This is a genomic window from Pantoea sp. sgz302252 (assembly GCF_047713085.1).
Classification (GTDB): Bacteria; Pseudomonadota; Gammaproteobacteria; order Enterobacterales; family Enterobacteriaceae; genus Scandinavium.
On the sequence record NZ_JBLFJW010000011.1, the window covers coordinates 1 to 19,778 of the forward strand.

A 19,778-nucleotide genomic window follows, 5' to 3' on the forward strand; every position below is an offset into this window, starting at 1 on the left:
GTGAAGGGGTAATGATGGCGCTCACAGAAAAAGACAAGGACAAAACAAGACATTAACGGCGGCGGGCGTCGCCGTTATACTGGCCACCGGCGTAAAAGTGCGCGTCGGGCGTTGCGTGCTAACGTGTTGTTAAAGATGTAAAAAGCAGTGGCCGGAAAGGCAGTAACGGCGCGGGCGGTAGCGTGTTAAAAAGTACGATGCCGTCGGGATCGTTCCTATGACCCGATAGGGTTATTAGGTGGTATAAGTCCCTATAGCTATGTCGAAAACCCTCTCGGGTGGGTCGATCCGTTAGGCTTAGTACCTCAACCGCATGGAAATTCTAAGACATCGGAAGCAGCACAACATGGATATGAAATTACTGATACCAGAACTGGACAAGTGGTTAAAACTGGTGTTAGTAAGGGACGAATTAGGTTAGATGGCAAATCATCTAGAGCAGAAAAACAGGTAAGAGACTGGAACAGTGAACCGGGGAATGCGGGCAGATATACATCAAAAATAGTGCATAATGAACCAGCGGGACCGGGGGCACGAGACCGAATTCTGGAGTGGGAAAGACAAAATGCTGCAAGGCATGCCGATACATTAGATCCGAAGAGGCATCAAAGACCATGATTCTGAAAGAAATATATTTATACCCTGAAATATTAGATTACAGAGAAGAAATAACATTTTTATTTAAAAAGCAATCTCGAAGCTTATGTAATTATATTGAAAGATATTTGAAGGCAGTCAAATATCAAACAGATGATTTTAAAAGAATTTGCTTTGTCTGTCAAAAAGAACCTTTATCTAATACTTATATAAATACTTGCAATGTTCTTTGTGTTAGCATTCCCATGAGCCAGGATGAATACACGAATAAAAAGAAAGAATTTCTAAATGAATACTTTATTAGTTTACTTATGCTTGGAATGGATAAATGCAATGAGACACATCCGCTACCAAGCGATATCATCATAGCCGCCATAAATGAATTCAGAAGAGAGGGGTATATCAATGAATGGGTATTCAAGAAAAAAAAGTTAAAAGAATTGGGACTAGAATTCATTCTAAAATGTTCTCTTACGATGGATGAATTTTCTTTAGATTTGCATGTAGCAAAAGAAAAAAACATTATTTACCGAGATAATATAATTAAAGATATACCCAATGAATTTGTATTTAATTATCATTTAAAAGATCTATTAATAACCAATGATAACATCAAGGTTATTGACAAGCTGAATAAGGAAATATATTCAAAAAATATCGATGAAATTATTGCATCATGAGTTTTGACATGCAAAATCATCAGTAAATCCTTACGGTTATATACAAAATCCATTATCATGGATTGAATCATTAGGATTATATAAAATATTCAGAAGGTGGCAAAGAGGTGAAGCGATTGATAAACCAATGCCGGATGGAAGTGCTCCTAAATAGCTGCGCCGAATAGTAGATCACTTAAAGGGAACTCAGCCCGGATTGTGCGATCTGATCAATCGCCAAATCAAAACAAATCACCAACCGGACTGAGCGATGCCGATCATAGCACCAATACCCCGTCATGAACGACGCCTGATGCAGAAAGCTATCCATAAAACGCGCGATAAAAATCATGCCCGCAGGCTCACCGCAATGCTGATGCTTCATCGGGGTGAACGTGTCAGCGACGTCGCCAGAACGCTCTGCTGCGCCCGTTCATCCATCGGTCGCTGGATTAACTGGTTTACGATTTCGGGTGTCGAAGGTCTCAAATCATTGCCTGCCGGGCGTTCCCGACGCTGGCCCTTTGAACATATCTGCACGTTGTTACGTGAACTGATAAAGCATTCTCCCGGTGATTTTGGTTATCAGCGCTCGCGCTGGAGCACAGAACTTCTGGCGATAAAAATCAATGAGATAACAGGATGTCGGTTGCATGCGGGAACCCTTCGTCGCTGGTTACCCATCGCCGGGATAGTATGGCGCAGGGCAGCTCCGACGCTGTGTATCCGTGATCCGCATAAAGATGAAAAGATGGCCGCAATCCACAAAGCACTGGACGAATGCAGCGCAGAGCACCCGGTCTTTTATGAGGATGAAGTGGATATCCACCTCAATCCCAAAATCGGTGCAGACTGGCAGCTACGCGGGCAGCAAAAACGCGTGGTGACTCCGGGGCAGAATGAAAAATATTATCTGGCCGGGGCGCTGCACAGTGGTACGGGAAAAGTGAGCTACGTAGGTGGCAGCAGCAAAAGTTCATCATTATTTATTAGTCTGTTAACGCATCTGAAAGCGACATACCGGCGGGCGAAAACAATCACCCTCATCGTGGATAACGACATCATCCATAAAAGCCGTGAAACGTTGCGCAGGCTGAAAGCCAACCCGAAGTTCAGGGTGATTTATCAGCCGGTTTACTCGCCATGGGTGAACCACGTAGAGCGGTTATGGCAGGCGCTACATGACACAATAACCCGTAATCATCAGTGCCGGACAATGTGGCAACTACTGAAAAAAGTTCGTCATTTTATGGACACCGTCAGTCCATTCCCCGGAGCTAAGCATGGGCAGGCAAAAGTGTAGCGGTATTAGGCGCAGCTATTTAGTTGGAGCGATGATGATATTTTACATCATGTGTTAGATGTAGCGACTGACCCAGCTTCTGTTACTGGTGTAGGAAAATGGAATTCCCCATACGTAATTGGAAGTAGAGATGGAGTCGATATACGAGTTGATTTTTATCCACCAACGCATCCAAGTTTCCCTGGGAAAATATCAACATCATATCCCACAAACACTGTACCAAATCCACCATAAAAACAGAGATACATATGGAACATGATGATAAACAGATAGATTTTTTTTCAATAAAAGAATCTCTCATGCTATTACTTAACTCTTATTCTGAACGATTAGGTATCGAAACATATGATGCAGTTAAACATTACATAGACCACGATGAATATGAGATGGCTTACGAAGGGTTATTTATTGATTTAATGGAAATAAACTTCAACCCTCATGAGATAGACTTTGAAAAATACCTGGAGATAGGAATTTTACTGGGTTTAAATAAAGAAAGTCATTTTAACCCTAATTTCTGGCTAAATTATAATAATTATATCAGCAAAGCAATTTAACTTAAATGGCCGGGATTAATAATATCTCGGCCATTTAATTCTATTAGTTGTTATTTAACTGCTAAGCAACCAGAGCCTTCATCCCCATAGCCGCCTCTTTAAACTGGCAAAGTTCAGCCTTCAGCGCCTGCACTTCACTGGTATCCGCAATAATCGTCAGCACGCCGTCTGATATTTTCACCGTCACCTCCGTCCCGGTATCAAATCCCGCTTCCTTCAGCCAGTCGCCTTTAAGCATCAGGCTCGGGTGGCGGGAATAATAACGTGTCCGGAATGTTTTGGGGTCGGCGTGCCGCGCGGTTATATACCCGACGCTGGAGCGGCGCTGCGTTTTGGAAATCTTCCGTTCTGCCGTTGAATGCTGTTTTACATCTGAAGGATATCCTACGAGATCACCAGACATTTCCCCCACCCCGCCCCTGAAACTTCTGAAAATGCCCTTGCGCGTTTAGCGCAAAAATTCGGTTTATCCACCTGATAACCCTTCATATTCCATGCCTTTGACGTCGATTTCCAACAATGCTGCAAAAACAATTGAATATCTTTTGAACACTATCGCATGTATTCTTCGCGCGAAGCATGATGATTGATTCACCATCTGAAGCCAGCAAGGAGGCACTATGACCGTCGATCACTACCTGAAAAAGCTACGCTGTGTAAAAGAGGAGCACGTGCTGGAAAAGCTGATTGCTCGCATCGAAGACACCCTGGCGCCAGGATCGCAGGCCACGTTCCAGAAAGCTTGTGACCGCCGTCGCGCTGAACTGTGCGACTACCAGTTCAGCTTGCTTGATGACGACGACACCTCGAAATCCGCTCGCCGTTACTGAGTTTCGCTTCATCCCTGCGCATTTTCTCTGACTGGATCACCTGGGTTGCCCTACACTTACAAGGGTAACGGTTTCAGGGAACCCGTTCTGTTCGTGATTCATAAGAGATAATGCTATGGAATTAAAGGATTATTACGCCATCATGGGCGTGAAGCCGACGGACGATCTCAAAACCATTAAGACCGCCTATCGTCGACTTGCTCGTCAATACCATCCCGATGTCAGTAAAGAACCCGATGCCGAAGCCCGTTTTAAAGAGGTGGCCGAAGCCTGGGAAGTGTTGAGCGACGAGCAACGTCGCCAGGAATACGACACGCTCTGGCAACATCGCAACGATCCACAGTTTCGTCAGCAGGCCCATACCGGGCAGCAAGAAAGCTATAGCCAGCAGGATTTCGACGATATCTTCTCGTCTATGTTCGGTCATCGTGCACAACAATCGCGCCAGGCGCACACCGCCCGCGGTCACGACGTGGAAATCGAAGTGGCTGTCTTCCTCGAAGAAACCCTCGACGCACATCAACGAACCATCAGCTATAAGCTACCGGTTTATAACGTGTTTGGCATGGTCGAACAGGAAATCCCGAAAACCCTCAATGTCAAAATTCCGGCAGGCGTCGGTGATGGTCAACGCATCCGCCTTAAAGGCCAGGGCACAGCGGGCGAAAATGGCGGGCCCAACGGCGACCTGTGGCTGGTAATCCGCATTGCGCCGCATCCTCTGTTCGACATTACGGGGCACAACCTGGAAGTCGTGGTGCCGCTCACACCGTGGGAAGCGGCTCTCGGCGCGAAAGTGGAAGTACCGACGCTGAAAGAGAGCGTTCTGGTTACCATTCCGGCGGGCAGTCAGGCGGGGCAACGCCTGCGAATTAAAGGCAAAGGGCTGGTGAACAAACAACACACTGGCGATCTGTTTGCGGTGATAAAAATTGTGATGCCGCCGAAACCTGATGAGAAGAGCACGGAGCTCTGGCAGCAACTGGCCGAGGCGCAAGCCAGCTTCAGTCCGCGTAAAACGTGGGGGAAAAATCATGGCTAATGTCACCATCACTTTTACCGTAACCGAATTTTGCCTGCACACCGGCGTCTCCGAAGAAGAACTGAATGAAATTGTCGGGCTTGGCGTGATAGAACCTCGCCAGAGCACCGGCGAAGCCTGGCAATTTGACGATCATGCTGTCACGGTCGTGCATCGTGCATTGCGCCTGCGTCAGGAGCTGGCGCTGGACTGGCCGGGCATCGCCGTCACGCTCACTTTGCTGGATGAAAATGAACGCCTGCGGCAGGAAAACCGCCTTCTGCTGCAGCGCCTGCAGCGGTTTATCGAGTGAGCCAGACAATATGCCAGCCTGCGGGCTGGCCTCACCGTACGTTATGCACGGGAGCGTACTGTCACGCTGTCTGGCGAGAGCGCCAACCATTTTGATTCATTTTATATCGTGAATAATAAAAACAGAATCATAAAACAGGGCATCGAGAGCCCAAAAAAGGCCTCCAGAAAGGGAGGCGTCTTAAGCAAAGCTAATGAATGCAGTTATTCATTAATGCGCGGATGCTGGTCCACTAGCGTGGTGCGTTTTTCCTGCAATTCCGCAATCTGCGTATCGATATCTTCAATCTTCTGCTCGATGTTATCGTGATGCTCTTGCAGAATTTCTTTCGCTTCCTGGATATCCGAAGCCGCAGGCGTCGCGCCTTTCAACGGACGGTTCGCTGTTTCTTTCATCGAGATACCGGTCAGCAGACCGATGACCGCAATCACCATCAGGTAATAGGCTGGCATCATCAGATTCTCAGTGTACTCGACCAACCAGGCCGCCAGCGTTGGCGTCAGACCGGCAACCAGCACTGAGATGTTAAACGCACTGGCCAGCGCACTGTAGCGGATATGCGTCGGGAACATCGCAGGCAGTGATGAAGCCATTACCCCAATAAAGCAGTTGAGGATCACCGCCAGCAGCAGCAGGCCACAGAAAATCAGCGCGACGACATTACTGGTAATCAGGATAAATGCCGGGATGGAACAGACGAACAGCAGCACGCTGCCGACCAGAATAAACGGACGACGGCCGAAGCGGTCACTGAGCATGCCGATAATTGGCTGCACAAACAGCATCCCGACCATAATCGCGATGATGATCAGCACGCCATGGTCTTCCGAGTAATGCAGGTTATGCGACAGATAACTCGGCATGTAGGTCAGCAGCATGTAGTAGGTGACGTTGGTCGAAATCACCATCCCCACGCACACCAGCAGCGCGCGCCAGTGTTTGGTGGCAATCTCCTTAAACGACACCTTCGGCCCTTCCTGCAGGCCCTGACGGTCGCCCTGCTCCAGCTTCTCAACGTGCTGCTGGAAGGCCGGGGTCTCTTCCAGCGCATGGCGCAGATAAAGCCCGATAATCCCCAGCGGTAGCGCCAGGAAGAACGGCAGACGCCAGCCCCAGTCAAGGAAGTTATCTTCACCCACAATGGTGGAAATCAGCACCACCAGACCCGCACCCAGCACGAAACCGGCGATGGAACCGAAGTCGAGCCAGCTTCCCATAAAGCCACGTTTACGGTCTGGCGAGTATTCGGCGACAAAGATAGACGCCCCGGTGTATTCGCCACCGACTGAGAAGCCCTGCGCCATCTTACAGAGCAGCAGCAGGACAGGAGCCCAGATACCAATGGTGGTATAGCCGGGGATCAGGCCGATACAGAATGTACTGATCGACATGATGATAATCGTAATAGAGAGTATTTTCTGGCGACCGTATTTGTCGCCGAGCATGCCGAAAAACAGGCCACCCAGTGGGCGAATCAGGAAGGGAACAGAGAAGGTCCCCAACGCGGCAATCATCTGAACGCCAGGGTTGGCATCCGGGAAAAAGACCTTACCGAGTGCGTAGGCCACAAATCCGTAAACGCCGAAGTCAAACCATTCCATCGCGTTACCCAGCGAAGCGGCAGTGATCGCTTTGCGCAGCTTACTGTCGTCGATGATGGTGACATCACGAAGCGTGATCGGCTTAATTTTTTTCCTTTTTAGCATTGTTGTCCTCGTTAACTATCGCCGTGAGCGCACGCAAGGGTGGCGAACAAGGGGGTTCGCCGCGGTGCGGAGTGGAGCGGCGAATGGCTGTGCTCCACATTTCAAGCGTAGCAGGTTTACTTACACTGGCGGGTTACAGCCTGTACAACCGAACCTGTTGACGCCTGCTCTGGCAGTAAAAGGTGCTGACCAAAAGGTCAATGAGCAGTGATATTTCTCGTATTTCTGTCTTTTACCCTAACAGTGTTTATATGTGTGATCAACTTCACGGAAAAATACGTTTACTGTTAAGTTGGTTGATGAAACGCAAATAAGTTCAATCTTAAGGGCTGAATTCCCTTGGTTAATCGCCCTCATTTCCCGCACAAAAAAACACCGATATTCTCGCTAATTAACCACGATTTGCTGTGCGTATAATTAATACGCCAACGCTTTTTCAATCGATAATTCCTTACAGACAATTCACAGCAACATCATATTTAAAAGCCCAACAATGAAAATAATTGCATCATTAATGTCAGATGCCGGGCGGCACTGCGTTTGCCCGGCGTACAACCCTCGTAGGCTGGATAAGGCGTTTAGGCCGCCATCCGGCAATCAGGCCTCATCAACAAAAAGCTCTTCAATCATTGCATCCACCAATCGGGTTGCCGAACAAAGTCTCGGCATGCCCAGCGCAACGGGCTGCCAGGTTTGTGTCACCGACCAGCACACCGGCTGTCGGACTGCATCACAGTTGCTGCCCATCCAGGCCAGCATCTCTTTATGATCCATCAGCCCCACTGACGTTGGCGAAGCCAGCCATTGGTGATAAGAATGACGAGTCTCTTTCGCCGCACCTATGCCTTCCGCCAGATACTGCGCGGTCATTGTACGTAAACTGTCTTTTAGCAACGCGCGCACTGCGGGATTTGCCAGCCGCCAGGTATCGCCAAACGCGCCCCAGCGCAGCTCTTCCAGCGCGACATAGCACCGCCCTGCCAGCGACCAGCCATCGTATTGCCCGGCGTGCCAGCGGGTAAAAACTTCGTCGCTGTGCAAACCAGACTGCACCATCAACCCGCGCTGGGTGAGCGCCCGTTGTTTATGTCCGGCACGCAGGCTGAACTGTTCGCCAATCAGGCCATACTGCTGGCGTAACTCCACTGAGGCGTGGCTTTGGGTTTGCAAAATAAGCAGATAATCGCTCATCCGGGTGAGCGCCAGATGCCCGGGATCGAACTGGCTGGCGAGTTTTTCCACCAGGCCCAACCGCATCGCCGGGTTGTCGCTGAACAAACCCGCCGCAGACCAGGGCCGCAGCTGCGTCTGCGCCACGATTTCATTCATCAGACGCTCACGAAACTGCTCTTGTTGCGGGGCAAGCGCATGCTGGCGAGGGTTATCAATCCCCAACACCAGGTCGACCATAAATCGGGCATGGAGGGACTCAAGCGCCCGGCCCGGCCCCTCCAGCAATCGCGTGTTCATCTCTGTTCAGCCGCAAAAAGGGTTTGAATGTCATCGCGCAACAGGCGCGCATCCTCTTCAATCCAGCGTACCGTCGCCAGGCTTTGCTGCAGCTTCTGGCAAAGCACGGCCACCGTGGACTGGTGGTGTTGGCGGAGCGTCAGGCTCTCCTGCAGGCTTTTTTGCAACCTACTGAGGCTTTGCGAAAACTCTGCGAAGAACGTCGCCATTCCCGCCGTAACAGAGACATCGACTTGAGCCGCCAAAGCTTTAAGGATTTGTGAACAGAAGGTCGCGACGCTGTCGAGAATTCGACCTTTAATCGCATTCACATCAATGAGGTAGCGCGTTTTGGTCATCACATAATCGTCCCAGCCCCAGTTGGGGTTGTTCAGCCAGCGACTGACCGTTTCACGCATGCCGCCACGGGCATTGCCCACCGGGCTTTCTTCCGCCGCGATAGCTCCGTTAAACCATTGTGGCATCGTGATTTGTAACGATCCGGACTGAAACACCGGCAGCGTAATTCGTGTGCGGAACCCGGCGCGATGTAATTCCTCTTTGACGTGAGACTCTATCGGACGCAGTGCATCATCAAGCGTTCGGCTGAGCGAGGTTTCCAGTTGACTAAAGCGCAGCGACAGCTCGCGGATAATGCCCTGCTGACTGGAAAAAATCGTGCTTTCACAATCGGAACGAATAATGCTCAGCAACCGGTTTGCCTGCTCTTCATCTTCAAGGATCAGCTCCCCGCTGCCGTCCTGCTGTGCCCAGCGCAATTCAGCGCCGTGCGCCACGCTTATCTGATGCAGGTTGTCCGCGCTGAAACTGTTTTCCACCAGCGTCAGGATTTCACGCTGCTGCTGCTCGATAAAACCCTGTGCGGCTTCCATCGCCTGTTCAACTTCGTGGCTGATCTCTTCGCTCACTACCCGCTGGCGCACTGTAAAGTGAGCCATGTCCTCTTCAAGGCGGGCGATATTGTCCTGCAACTGATCCGCCGCAACGGTCAATCCTTGCAGGCGAAAATCGAGGAAATCCCGCGAGGTTTGTGCATAGTTCAACAACTTATGCGATGCAGAACGCAACGCAAACAGCGATGCATTGGCATGCGCCGCGTGCAGCAACATGTTGATCGGCTTTTCAAACAGCGAATCTTCCCACAGCAAATCTGCGGCGTGGCGAATATGAGTCAGATCGTCCAGATCCGCCGTGCGCCAGCGCCTGCCAAGCGCGGCTTCGGCAAAATCCTGTACCCAGCGTTGATCCTGATGATCAGGCAGTTTTCCATAGGTTGAGATCTCATGCCGCGCGCGGTTGGCAAGATAGCCCCACATCGACGAGACCGGGAAAATCTGTCCCGGCGTGATGTAGCCTTTCATCAGCGTGCCCGAGATAGTCGCCCGAACCTGCTCTTCATCGTCGCTGTTACGGTCTTTCTGATCGAACTTATTGACCAGCGCATACAGCGGCACCGATTTGCTGACAGCGGCGATCGCCTGCCGCACTTCCTGGTCAGAAATCGATTTCAACTGGGTGTAATCCATCACCGCCAGCACCGCAGAAGCGCGAGCCAGCTGTTCATTGAGCATTTTTTGCAGGTGCGGCTGCCCGGCTTCATTTGGCCCGGGCGTGTCCAGCAGCGTCAGCTGACCGGGGGTGTCGCCAAACCCCGCCAGATGCACAAATTCCACCTCAATCACCGGAATGTGTTCGATAGCCGCATAATCCGCGAACGGAAAATCCACATCCAGCGCCCGGGAAAGGCGCACCAGATCGTTAAGGCTTTTCAGGCACTGAAAAATAGGCTGCGCACCCAGATAATGTTTTTCAAATGCCACGCCACCGATAATACGTTCCAGCAGCGTGTTCATGTCTTTATCCACTTCAAGCTTAAGCGCCAGTTTGGCTCTGTCGATATCCCGCAACTTTTCCTGCAACTCGTGCATTAAGCGTTCAATCGGCTCGACATGAATAAAATTCAATACCGGTTCTTTTTGCCCTTGCGTATGACGAATAAGGGTCGGCAATGCCGTCATCGGGCGATTTCGGTTAGGTAAAACTTCCGTCCCCACAATGGCATTAATGGTGGTGGATTTCCCTGCCTTCATGGTGCCGACAATCGCCAGCACCATTTCCAGCCGGGTAATTTTTCGCAATTCGTTATTTAGCGTGTCCTGCTGAGCAGCCAGCAGATGCCCGCCCGAGTGCGCTGTGGGTGAGATTTCTGCGTGCCCCTGCTCTGCCTGCAAGCCCCCTGGCAGCGCGGTGACCGTGTCCAGATGCCGTAATGCCAACTGAAGCAAACGCTCAGCTTCCTGACTCAGTTCAAATATTGTCTGTGTGTACATGGTTAAAGTATTCCCTTAACGCAAATTGTATAACTTTTATTTGTCAGACTTTTTTATTTCCCGATTTAAATTTTTTATATAATTATCCGCACCACGATGAAAATGCAGCGCGTAAAAAAACCAGGAGATATACAGCGTAGCGCTATAAACACCGTTCGACAGGATATATTGCATATAAAATTCCGGCCGAAAATGAAGGGAGATGATAGCGCTGTGTAATATTCAGAAATGCCTGTTCACCATAACGTAAACGACATTCTCCAGCAATTTAGAATAAGAGAAATAATTTATTCCAACCAGGCGTTAACGCTGGCATCGGCAAATAGTCCCGACAACCGTAAGGATATGCAGTATAATGAGTGATACTTTTGGCGCTCAGCCGCAATTTGCACGGCCTGTGGCGCGTTTTTATCACTTATGAGGTTCCTATGTCTCTGCCACATTGCCCGAAATGCAATTCTGAATACACCTATGAAGATAACGGGATGTTTATCTGCCCGGAATGTGCCCACGAATGGAACGATGCTCAGCCCGCTGACGATGCCGACGCGCTGATTGTCAAAGATGCTAACGGCAACCTGCTGGCTGACGGCGACAGCGTCACCGTCGTGAAAGACCTGAAGGTGAAAGGCAGCTCTTCCATGCTGAAAATCGGCACTAAAGTGAAGAATATCCGCCTCGTTGAAGGCGATCACAACATCGACTGCAAAATTGATGGTTTTGGCCCAATGAAGCTGAAATCCGAGTTCGTGAAGAAGAATTAATATCCCACGGTCAGTGCCTTTGTAGGCACGGCAAGCGCAGCGCCGCCGGGCATTTTCGCCGGATGGCGCTGCGCTTATCCGGCCTACATTTTATATCCCCTCCAACCGTACCGCCTGGTGACATTCACCCAACGTAACTACACTTATCGGGTCCCTTTATCCGAGGTCATGGTTATGTCTTTAAGTCCCTACATCTCTTTTGGCGGCAACTGCGCCGAAGCCCACGCCTTTTACCAACAAGCGCTGAACGCCGAGCTGGGCTACAAAATCACCTTTGGCGAAATGCCGAAATCCGGGAACAGCGAAGAAGGCTGCCCTTCCGGCATGCAGTTTCCACCTGACGCCATTGCCCACTCCAACGTCCGCATCGCGGGCAGCGACATCATGATGAGTGATGGCATGAGCGGTAGCGTCAGCTATTCCGGTTTCACGCTGGTGCTCGACACGCAGGACGTGAATGAAGGTAAACGCTGGTTCGAAGCCCTGGCACAGGGTGGCAAAATCGAAATGGACTGGCAGGAAACCTTCTGGGCGCACGGATTTGGCAAAGTCAGCGATAAATTCGGCGTGCCGTGGATGATTAACGTCGTGAAACAACCGCAGTAATCCTCACCCGGGCGGGCCCTCCCGCCCTGTCACACGCCTTACCTCAACTCTTCATCGTTCAGTCACCGGGCCTTAACGGCGCTGTCATATTGCCGCGTCAGGATGTCGGCAGTTTGAATTTTCCCCTCACCCCGGCCCTCTCCCCAAAGGGGCGAGGGGGAAAACATGACCAGCCCTGTTCCCTCTCCTTTTAGGGAGAGGGCCAGGGTGAGGGTTACTGGCAATGCCTATGCTGAAGAGGACTTCCCTATGATCCACCTGTCCAGACATCCGACCAGTTATCCGACTCGCTATGAGGAAATCGCCGCGAAGCTCGAACAGGAGCTGCGCAGCCAGTATCGCTGCGGGGATTATTTGCCTGCCGAGCACCAGCTGGCGGCACGCTTTGAAGTTAACCGCCACACGCTTCGTCGCGCTATCGATCAACTGGTGGAAAAAGGGTGGGTTCAGCGCCGTCAGGGGATTGGCGTGCTGGTGCTGATGCGGCCTTTTGATTACCCGCTCAATGCTCAGGCGCGCTTCAGCCAGAATCTGCTCGATCAGGGTAGCCACCCAACCAGCGAAAAATTGCTGTCTGTTCTGCGCCCTGCTTCCAGCCACGTGGCGGATGCGCTGGGGGTTCAGGAAGGCGACAACGTTATCCATCTGCGCACCTTGCGTCGGGTGAATGGCGTGGCGCTGTGTCTGATCGACCACTACTTCGCCGACATGAGTTTCTGGCCTGCCCTGCAACGGTTTAACAGCGGGTCGCTGCACGATTTTCTGCGCGATGAACTGACCCTCACCCTGACCCGCACACAAACCCGGATCAGCGCTCGTCGCGCTCAGGCTAAAGAGAGCAACGTTCTCGAAATCCCCAATATGGCGCCGCTGCTTTGCGTGCGCACCCTGAACCATCGTGAAGGCCAGATCAATGCGGCGGAGTACTCCGTCAGCCTGACTCGTGCCGACATGATTGAATTCACCATGGAGCACTGAATGCCTTTCGATACTGCTACCCGTCAGCGCTGGAACGCCGCACTGACTCACAGTGACCCCGCGCAGTTGAATGCCCGTATGCAGGCTCTGAAGCTGACGCCTGACTACGAAACGCTCCGCGCCCCCGAAAGTGGGCTGGTGCAAATCCAGGCCCGTATGGGCGCGACCGGCGCACGTTTCTTTGCGGGAGATGCCACGCTGACCCGCGCGGCCATTCGCTTGCAGGACGGTACGCTTGGCTATAGCTGGGTGCTGGGGCGCGATAAAGCTCACGCCGAACGCTGCGCCGTGATCGACGCACTGCTGCAAACCCATGACCACTTTCAGACCCTGATGGAAACCCTGATTGCCCCTCTGGAAACCGAGCGTGCGGCGCGCATTGCCGCCCGTCACGCCGAAGTGAACACCAGCCGGGTAGACTTCTTTACCTTAGTGCGTGGAGACAACGCATGAGCCTACAAACTGCTTTCCCTCTTCCGGTGCAGGATGCCCAACACAGTTTCCGTCGTTTGCTGAAAGCCATGAGCGAGCCAGGTGTGATTGTCTCGATGCAGCAGCATAAGCACGGCTGGCAGCCTCTGACGCCCGCCACCACCAGCGTGTTGCTGACGCTGGCTGACACCGACACCCCGGTCTGGCTGTCCGCTTCTGTCGATAACGATATCGCTCGTCAGAACCTGCGTTTTCATACCAATGCGCCGTTGGTCGATCAACCTCAGCAAGCGCTGTTTGCCGTGACCGATACCAGCATCAGTGCAGAGCAGCTCAATGCGTTATCGGCAGGAAGCGCCGTTGCGCCAGAAACCAGCGCCACGCTGATTGTGCAGCTCAACAGTCTGAGCGGTGGGCGCATGTTGCGTCTGACTGGCGCAGGCATTAACGAAGAGCGAATGATTGCTCCCCAACTGCCGGACTGCATTCTGCATGAACTGACCGAACGCCCGCACCCGTTCCCGCTGGGCGTCGACCTGATCCTGACCTGCGGCGATCGCCTGCTGGCTATCCCGCGCACAACCCACGTGGAGGTGTGCTGATGTACGTTGCCGTTAAAGGGGGCGAGAAGGCGATTGAAGCCGCTCACGCCCTACAGGAAAGCAAACGTCGCGGCGACCCAACGCTTGCTGAACTGAGCGTCGCGCAAATCGAGCAGCAGCTAAACCTGGCGGTAGACCGCGTGATGACCGAAGGCGGCATCGCCGATCGCGAACTGGCGGCGCTGGCGTTGAAACAGGCCAGTGGCGACAACGTCGAAGCCATCTTCCTGCTGCGTGCTTACCGCACAACGCTTGCGAAACTCGCCGTCAGCGAACCTCTCAATACCGCCGAAATGCGCTTAGAGCGTCGAATTTCAGCGGTCTACAAAGATGTGCCCGGCGGTCAGCTGCTTGGCCCAACGTATGACTACACGCATCGTCTGCTGGACTTCACGCTGTTGGCGAACGGTGAAACACCTGAATTACGCACCAGCGATGAACAGCCCGCCGCTTCACCGCACGTCTTCAGCCTGTTGAGCAAACAAGGGCTGGCGAAAGCGGAAGAAGACGCAGGCGAAACGCCGGACGACATCACCCGCACGCCGCCGGTTTACCCATGCTCTCGCGCGTCTCGCTTACAGCAACTGATGCGCGGTGACGAAGGCTATTTGCTGGCGCTGGCCTATTCCACACAGCGTGGATACGGGCGTAACCACCCGTTCGCCGGTGAAATTCGCAGCGGCTATGTTGATGTGGAAATCGTGCCAGAAGAACTGGGATTTGCAGTGAACGTCGGCGAACTGCTGATGACAGAGTGTGAAATGGTGAACGGTTTCGTTTCCCCGGAAGATGAAGCCCCACACTTCACGCGGGGCTACGGCCTGGTGTTTGGTCTCAGCGAGCGTAAAGCGATGGCGATGGCGCTGATGGACAGAGCGCTTCAGGCTCCCGACTACGACGAACACCTCGCAGGCCCGGCGCAGGACGAAGAGTTTGTGCTGGCGCACGCCGACAACGTCGAAGCCGCAGGATTTGTTTCGCACCTCAAACTGCCTCACTACGTCGATTTCCAGGCCGAACTGGAACTGCTCAAACGCCTGCAACAGGAGCACAACCGTGGCTAACCTCTCCGGCTATAACTTCGCTTACCTCGACGAACAGACCAAGCGCATGATCCGCCGCGCGATCCTCAAAGCCGTCGCCATTCCTGGCTATCAGGTGCCGTTTGGTGGCCGCGAAATGCCAATGCCTTACGGCTGGGGCACCGGCGGTATTCAGCTCACCGCCAGCGTGATTGGCGAAGCGGACGTGCTGAAAGTGATCGACCAGGGCGCAGATGACACCACCAACGCCGTATCGATTCGCAACTTCTTCAAACGAGTGACCGGGGTCAACACCACCGAGCGCACCGAAGACGCGACGCTTATCCAGACCCGCCACCGCATTCCGGAAACGCCGCTCACGGAAGATCAGATTTTGATTTTCCAGGTGCCGATTCCAGAGCCACTGCGTTTTATCGAGCCGCGCGAAACCGAAACCCGCACCATGCACGCGCTGGAAGAGTACGGCGTGATGCAGGTGAAGCTGTACGAAGATATCGCCCGCTTCGGCCATATCGCCACCACTTACGCCTACCCGGTCAAAGTGAACGATCGCTACGTAATGGACCCGTCGCCGATCCCAAAATTCGATAACCCGAAAATGGACCAGATGCCTGCGCTGCAACTGTTTGGTGCCGGACGTGAGAAGCGCATCTATGCCGTGCCGCCGTATACCAAAGTGGAAAGCCTCGATTTCGACGATCACCCGTTCACCGTGCAGGCGTGGGATGAGCCTTGCGCCATTTGCGGCTCACGCCACAGCTATCTCGACGAAGTGGTGCTCGATGACACCGGCAAACGGATGTTTGTCTGCTCCGATACCGATTACTGCCGCCAACAGAGCGAGGCATTGCAGCCATGAATCAGCCGTTACTTTCGGTCACTAACCTGACCCACCTTTATGCGCCAGGCAAAGGCTTCACCGATGTGTCGTTTGAGCTGTGGCCGGGCGAAGTTCTGGGCATCGTCGGCGAATCCGGCTCCGGCAAAACCACGCTGCTGAAAGCGATTTCTGCCCGCCTTGCGCCACAGCAGGGCGAAGTGATGTACGAAGATAAATCGCTGTATGCGATGAGCGAAGGCGAACGCCGCCGCCTGCTGCGCACCGAATGGGGCGTGGTGCATCAGCACCCGATGGACGGCCTGCGTCGTCAGGTTTCCGCGGGCGGCAACATCGGTGAACGCCTGATGGCAACCGGTGCGCGTCATTACGGCAATATCCGCGAAACCGCCCAGCAGTGGCTCGAAGCGGTAGAAATTCCGCCGTCACGCATCGATGAACTGCCAACCACCTTTTCCGGCGGCATGCAGCAACGTCTGCAAATCGCCCGCAATCTGGTTACGCACCCGAAGCTGGTGTTTATGGATGAACCCACCGGCGGGCTGGACGTGTCAGTTCAGGCGCGTCTGCTCGACCTGCTGCGCGGCCTGGTGGTGGAACTGGATCTGGCGGTGGTGATTGTTACCCATGATTTGGGTGTCGCGCGCCTGCTGGCGGACCGCCTGATGGTGATGAAAGAAGGTCAGGTGGTGGAAAGTGGCTTAACCGACCGCGTGCTCGACGACCCGCTTCATCCGTATACCCAGCTGCTCGTGTCATCCGTTTTGCAGAACTGATTTTTGCCGGGTGGCGGCTACGCCTTACCCGGCCTACAAATGCACGCCGTGTAGGCCGGGTCAGCGCAGCGCCACCCGGCAACCCGAACCAAGAGGCCAACATGATTCGCGTTGAAAACCTGAGTAAAACCTTCGTCCTGCACCATCAAAACGGCATCCATCTGCCGGTGTTATACAAAGCGGAACTGACTGTCAAGGCCGGGGAATGTGTGGTGCTGCACGGTCATTCCGGCAGCGGAAAATCCACGCTGCTGCGTTCGCTGTACGCCAACTATTTGCCCGACGCGGGCCATATTCACATTAAGCACGGCGACGAATGGGTCGATTTGGTCACGGCTCCGGCGCGTAAAGTGCTGGAAGTGCGCAAAAGCACCATCGGCTGGGTAAGCCAGTTTCTGCGCGTTATCCCGCGCATTTCTGCCCTCGACGTGGTGATGCAGCCGCTGCTTGATCTCGGTGTACCGCGCGACGAATGCTACGCCAAAGCCGCCAGCCTGCTAACGCGCCTCAATGTACCGGAACGACTGTGGCACCTCGCGCCATCAACGTTCTCCGGTGGTGAACAGCAGCGCGTGAACATCGCTCGCGGCTTTATTGTCGACTACCCGATTCTGCTGCTTGATGAACCGACCGCCTCGCTGGACGAGAAAAACAGCGCCGCCGTGGTGGAACTGATTCGTGAGGCCAAAGCGCGCGGCGCGGCGATTGTCGGCATTTTCCATGATGAAGCGGTGCGCAATATTGTCGCCGACCGCCTGCACCCGATGGGAGCTGCAGCATGATTATCAACAACGTGAAGTTAGTGCTTGAAAACGAAGTGGTGCACGGCTCCATCGACGTTCAGGACGGCGTGATCCGCACCTACGCAGAAACCCAAAGCCAGAGCCCACAGGCGATGGACGGCGAAGGCGGCTGGCTGCTGCCAGGGCTGATTGAACTGCACACCGATAATCTGGATAAATTCTTCACCCCACGCCCAAAAGTGGACTGGCCCGCGCATTCCGCGATGAGCAGCCACGATGCACTGATGGTCGCCAGCGGCATTACTACGGTGCTGGATGCAGTGGCGATTGGGGATGTGCGCGACGGCGGCGACCGCCTCGAAAATCTGGAAAAGATGATTAACGCCGTGGAAGAGACGCAGAAACACGGCCTTAACCGTGCCGAGCACCGCCTGCATTTGCGCTGTGAACTGCCTCATTTCACCACCCTGCCGCTGTTTGAAAAGCTGGTTGACCGTGAACTGGTGTCGCTGGTGTCGCTGATGGATCACTCGCCGGGCCAGCGCCAGTACGCCGACCGCTCGAAATACCGCGAGTACTATCAGGGCAAATACCACCTGACCAACGATCAGATGGAGCGCTTTGAGGCCGAGCAAATCGCGCTGGCGGAAGAGTGGTCTCATCCGAACCGGATGGCGATTTCAGATCTCTGCCGTGCGCGTAACATTGCGCTGGCAAGCCATGACGATGCGACACACGATCATGTCGTCGAATCTCATCAGATTGGCAGCGTTATCGCCGAATTTCCTACCACGTTCGAAGCAGCAGAGTCTTCCCGCAAGCTTGGCATGAACGTGCTGATGGGCGCGCCAAACATCGTGCGCGGCGGCTCGCATTCCGGCAACGTGGCGGCGCATGAACTGGCCTCTCGCGGCCTGCTCGATATCCTCTCTTCTGACTATTACCCGGCAAGTCTGCTGGATGCGGCCTTCCGCATCGCCGATGACAGTCGCAACAGCTTCACGCTGCCGCAGGCGGTTGCTCTTGTGACGCGCAATCCGGCTCGCGCGCTGAATCTGGACGACCGCGGCACACTTGCCGAAGGCAAACGCGCCGACCTCGTGCTGGTGCATCGCAAGGGCGAAAACGTCCACATCGATCATGTCTGGCGTCAGGGCAAGAGGGTCTTTTAATGACGGGAAAGCTCATCTGGTTAGTCGGCCCTTCCGGGTCCGGGAAAGACAGCCTGCTGGAAGCACTGCGCCAGCGGGAAGATGCGCAGATGTTAGTGGCGCATCGCTACATTACACGCTCTGCCAGCGCGGGAAGTGAAAACCATATCGCGCTAAGCGAACACGAGTTTTTTACTCGCGCCGAGCGCCAGCTTTTCGCCCTGAGCTGGCATGCGAACAATCTCTATTACGGCGTTGGCATTGAAATTGACGTCTGGCTTCACGCCGGGTTTGACGTGGTGGTGAACGGCTCACGCGCACATCTGGCGCAAACCAAAGCGCGTTATGCCGATGCGCTGCTGCCCATCTGCTTGCAGGTGTCGCCCGACGTGCTGCGAAGCCGCCTGGAACAGCGTGGCAGAGAGACACAGAAAGAGATTGATCAGCGTCTCGACAGAGCGGCACGTTACACGCCGACGGACTGTTTAACGCTGAATAACGACGGCAGTCTGCTACAGTCTGTGGAGACGTTTTTGCACCTGATTCGCACCCACGGAAACCAAAAAGAGAGCCAGCATGCCCTGTGAACTTCGCCGCGCCACCCTTGATGATACCGAAGCCGTTTACGGCCTGATTTGCGAGCTAAAACAGAAAGACTACGATCGGCAGATTTTCGCGGCAGGCTTCGCCGCGAATCTCAACAATCCGAACCAGCACTATCAGTTAGCCGTGCTGGACGGAAACGTGGTCGGGATGATTGGTCTGCAAATCATGTTTCCGCTCAACCTGAACTGCTGGATTGGCGAAATTCAGGAACTGGTCATTTTGCCGCAGGTCCGCGGCCTGAACATCGGCAAAAAACTGCTGGCGTGGGCGGAAGACGAAGCCCGTGCGCAGGGCGCAAGCCTGATGGAACTGTCCAGCGGCAAGGTACGCACCGACGCGCACCGTTTTTACCTGCGCGAAGGGTATCTGCAAAGCCACTTCCGCTTTAAGAAAGCGTTGTGAACACCTTGCCGGGTGGCGCTTCGCTGACCCGGCCTACGGGTTTTGTAGGCC

The 19,778-nt window shown here is 53.6% G+C and carries 23 protein-coding genes; 19 read left to right on the forward strand and 4 right to left on the reverse strand.

The features are described from left to right. Positions 1-243 precede the first annotated feature (243 nt). From ACLW56_RS10345 to ACLW56_RS10360, 4 genes are all read left to right on the forward strand, one after another. Complete coding sequence (locus ACLW56_RS10345) at positions 244-618, forward strand: hypothetical protein (protein WP_415377747.1); 375 nt, start codon at positions 244-246, stop codon at positions 616-618. Next, positions 615-1,277 (forward strand): hypothetical protein, encoded by a 663-nt coding sequence (locus tag ACLW56_RS10350; protein WP_330983697.1) that lies wholly within the window; start codon positions 615-617, stop codon positions 1,275-1,277. Before ACLW56_RS10345 ends, ACLW56_RS10350 begins: the two co-directional genes overlap by 4 nt. Before the next feature lie 250 nt (positions 1,278-1,527). Continuing rightward, positions 1,528-2,559 (forward strand): IS630 family transposase, encoded by a 1,032-nt coding sequence (locus tag ACLW56_RS10355; protein WP_330983698.1) that lies wholly within the window; start codon positions 1,528-1,530, stop codon positions 2,557-2,559. A gap of 248 nt (positions 2,560-2,807) precedes the next feature. Beyond that, positions 2,808-3,116 carry a hypothetical protein gene (locus ACLW56_RS10360; protein ID WP_330983699.1) on the forward strand — a complete coding sequence of 103 codons (309 nt, stop codon included), beginning with the start codon at positions 2,808-2,810 and terminating at the stop codon, positions 3,114-3,116. Between the two features lie 61 nt (positions 3,117-3,177). Here the strand turns inward: ACLW56_RS10360 and ACLW56_RS10365 are convergent, their stop codons facing one another. Beyond that, a complete protein-coding gene (locus ACLW56_RS10365) occupies positions 3,178-3,519 on the reverse strand; it encodes a SymE family type I addiction module toxin (protein ID WP_330983700.1) in 342 nt (113 codons plus the stop codon). Positions 3,520-3,736: 217 nt separating this feature from the next. Here ACLW56_RS10365 and ACLW56_RS10370 point away from each other — a divergent pair, with 217 nt between their 5' ends. From ACLW56_RS10370 to cbpM, 3 genes are all read left to right on the forward strand, one after another. Next, entirely contained in the window at positions 3,737-3,946 is a 210-nt protein-coding gene (locus tag ACLW56_RS10370; RefSeq protein WP_330983701.1) for a hypothetical protein, read from the forward strand. Between the two features lie 115 nt (positions 3,947-4,061). Next, positions 4,062-4,988 carry a curved DNA-binding protein gene (cbpA, locus tag ACLW56_RS10375; RefSeq protein ID WP_330983702.1) on the forward strand — a complete coding sequence of 309 codons (927 nt, stop codon included), beginning with the start codon at positions 4,062-4,064 and terminating at the stop codon, positions 4,986-4,988. Further along, positions 4,981-5,280 carry a chaperone modulator CbpM gene (cbpM, locus tag ACLW56_RS10380; protein WP_330983703.1) on the forward strand — a complete coding sequence of 100 codons (300 nt, stop codon included), beginning with the start codon at positions 4,981-4,983 and terminating at the stop codon, positions 5,278-5,280. The genes cbpA and cbpM overlap by 8 nt, the downstream gene beginning before the upstream one ends. A 203-nt stretch (positions 5,281-5,483) precedes the next feature. Here the strand turns inward: cbpM and proP are convergent, their stop codons facing one another. The 3 genes from proP to crfC form a co-directional block, all read right to left on the reverse strand. After that, positions 5,484-6,986 carry a glycine betaine/L-proline transporter ProP gene (gene proP, locus ACLW56_RS10385; RefSeq protein ID WP_330983704.1) on the reverse strand — a complete coding sequence of 501 codons (1,503 nt, stop codon included), beginning with the start codon at positions 6,984-6,986 and terminating at the stop codon, positions 5,484-5,486. A gap of 597 nt (positions 6,987-7,583) precedes the next feature. Then, positions 7,584-8,456 (reverse strand): diguanylate cyclase regulator RdcB family protein, encoded by an 873-nt coding sequence (locus ACLW56_RS10390; RefSeq protein WP_330983705.1) that lies wholly within the window; start codon positions 8,454-8,456, stop codon positions 7,584-7,586. Further along, complete coding sequence (crfC, locus tag ACLW56_RS10395; protein ID WP_330983706.1) at positions 8,453-10,786, reverse strand: clamp-binding protein CrfC; 2,334 nt, start codon at positions 10,784-10,786, stop codon at positions 8,453-8,455. The genes ACLW56_RS10390 and crfC overlap by 4 nt, the downstream gene beginning before the upstream one ends. Before the next feature lie 428 nt (positions 10,787-11,214). On the opposite strand from crfC, the gene ACLW56_RS10400 reads away from it, so the two are divergent. The 12 genes from ACLW56_RS10400 (at position 11,215) to phnO (ending at position 19,727) form a co-directional block, all read left to right on the forward strand. After that, positions 11,215-11,550, forward strand: coding sequence for a zinc ribbon domain-containing protein YjdM (locus ACLW56_RS10400; protein WP_330983707.1), 336 nt, complete (start codon positions 11,215-11,217; stop codon positions 11,548-11,550). A gap of 174 nt (positions 11,551-11,724) precedes the next feature. Continuing rightward, positions 11,725-12,156 carry a VOC family metalloprotein YjdN gene (gene yjdN, locus ACLW56_RS10405; RefSeq protein WP_330983708.1) on the forward strand — a complete coding sequence of 144 codons (432 nt, stop codon included), beginning with the start codon at positions 11,725-11,727 and terminating at the stop codon, positions 12,154-12,156. Positions 12,157-12,408: 252 nt separating this feature from the next. Continuing rightward, on the forward strand, positions 12,409-13,134 hold the full coding sequence (gene phnF, locus ACLW56_RS10410) for a phosphonate metabolism transcriptional regulator PhnF (RefSeq protein WP_330983821.1): 726 nt from the start codon (positions 12,409-12,411) through the stop codon (positions 13,132-13,134). Continuing rightward, the gene (gene phnG, locus ACLW56_RS10415; RefSeq protein WP_330983709.1) at positions 13,135-13,587 is read left to right on the forward strand and encodes a phosphonate C-P lyase system protein PhnG; all 453 of its coding nucleotides are present in this window, start codon (positions 13,135-13,137) and stop codon (positions 13,585-13,587) included. Beyond that, positions 13,584-14,168, forward strand: a complete 585-nt coding sequence (phnH, locus tag ACLW56_RS10420; RefSeq protein WP_330983710.1) for a phosphonate C-P lyase system protein PhnH — start codon at positions 13,584-13,586, stop codon at positions 14,166-14,168. Before phnG ends, phnH begins: the two co-directional genes overlap by 4 nt. Continuing rightward, positions 14,168-15,232 (forward strand): carbon-phosphorus lyase complex subunit PhnI, encoded by a 1,065-nt coding sequence (locus ACLW56_RS10425; protein ID WP_330983711.1) that lies wholly within the window; start codon positions 14,168-14,170, stop codon positions 15,230-15,232. Before phnH ends, ACLW56_RS10425 begins: the two co-directional genes overlap by 1 nt. After that, positions 15,225-16,070 carry an alpha-D-ribose 1-methylphosphonate 5-phosphate C-P-lyase PhnJ gene (gene phnJ, locus ACLW56_RS10430; RefSeq protein WP_330983712.1) on the forward strand — a complete coding sequence of 282 codons (846 nt, stop codon included), beginning with the start codon at positions 15,225-15,227 and terminating at the stop codon, positions 16,068-16,070. The genes ACLW56_RS10425 and phnJ overlap by 8 nt, the downstream gene beginning before the upstream one ends. Further along, on the forward strand, positions 16,067-16,825 hold the full coding sequence (phnK, locus tag ACLW56_RS10435; protein WP_330983713.1) for a phosphonate C-P lyase system protein PhnK: 759 nt from the start codon (positions 16,067-16,069) through the stop codon (positions 16,823-16,825). The genes phnJ and phnK overlap by 4 nt, the downstream gene beginning before the upstream one ends. A 101-nt stretch (positions 16,826-16,926) precedes the next feature. Continuing rightward, entirely contained in the window at positions 16,927-17,607 is a 681-nt protein-coding gene (gene phnL, locus ACLW56_RS10440; RefSeq protein ID WP_330983714.1) for a phosphonate C-P lyase system protein PhnL, read from the forward strand. After that, positions 17,604-18,740, forward strand: a complete 1,137-nt coding sequence (gene phnM / locus ACLW56_RS10445) for an alpha-D-ribose 1-methylphosphonate 5-triphosphate diphosphatase (protein ID WP_330983715.1) — start codon at positions 17,604-17,606, stop codon at positions 18,738-18,740. Before phnL ends, phnM begins: the two co-directional genes overlap by 4 nt. Beyond that, positions 18,740-19,306: a ribose 1,5-bisphosphokinase gene (gene phnN / locus ACLW56_RS10450; RefSeq protein ID WP_330983716.1), complete on the forward strand. Its 567-nt coding sequence runs from the start codon at positions 18,740-18,742 to the stop codon at positions 19,304-19,306. Before phnM ends, phnN begins: the two co-directional genes overlap by 1 nt. Further along, complete coding sequence (phnO, locus tag ACLW56_RS10455; protein ID WP_330983717.1) at positions 19,296-19,727, forward strand: aminoalkylphosphonate N-acetyltransferase; 432 nt, start codon at positions 19,296-19,298, stop codon at positions 19,725-19,727. Before phnN ends, phnO begins: the two co-directional genes overlap by 11 nt. The last annotated feature ends 51 nt before the right edge of the window (positions 19,728-19,778 follow it).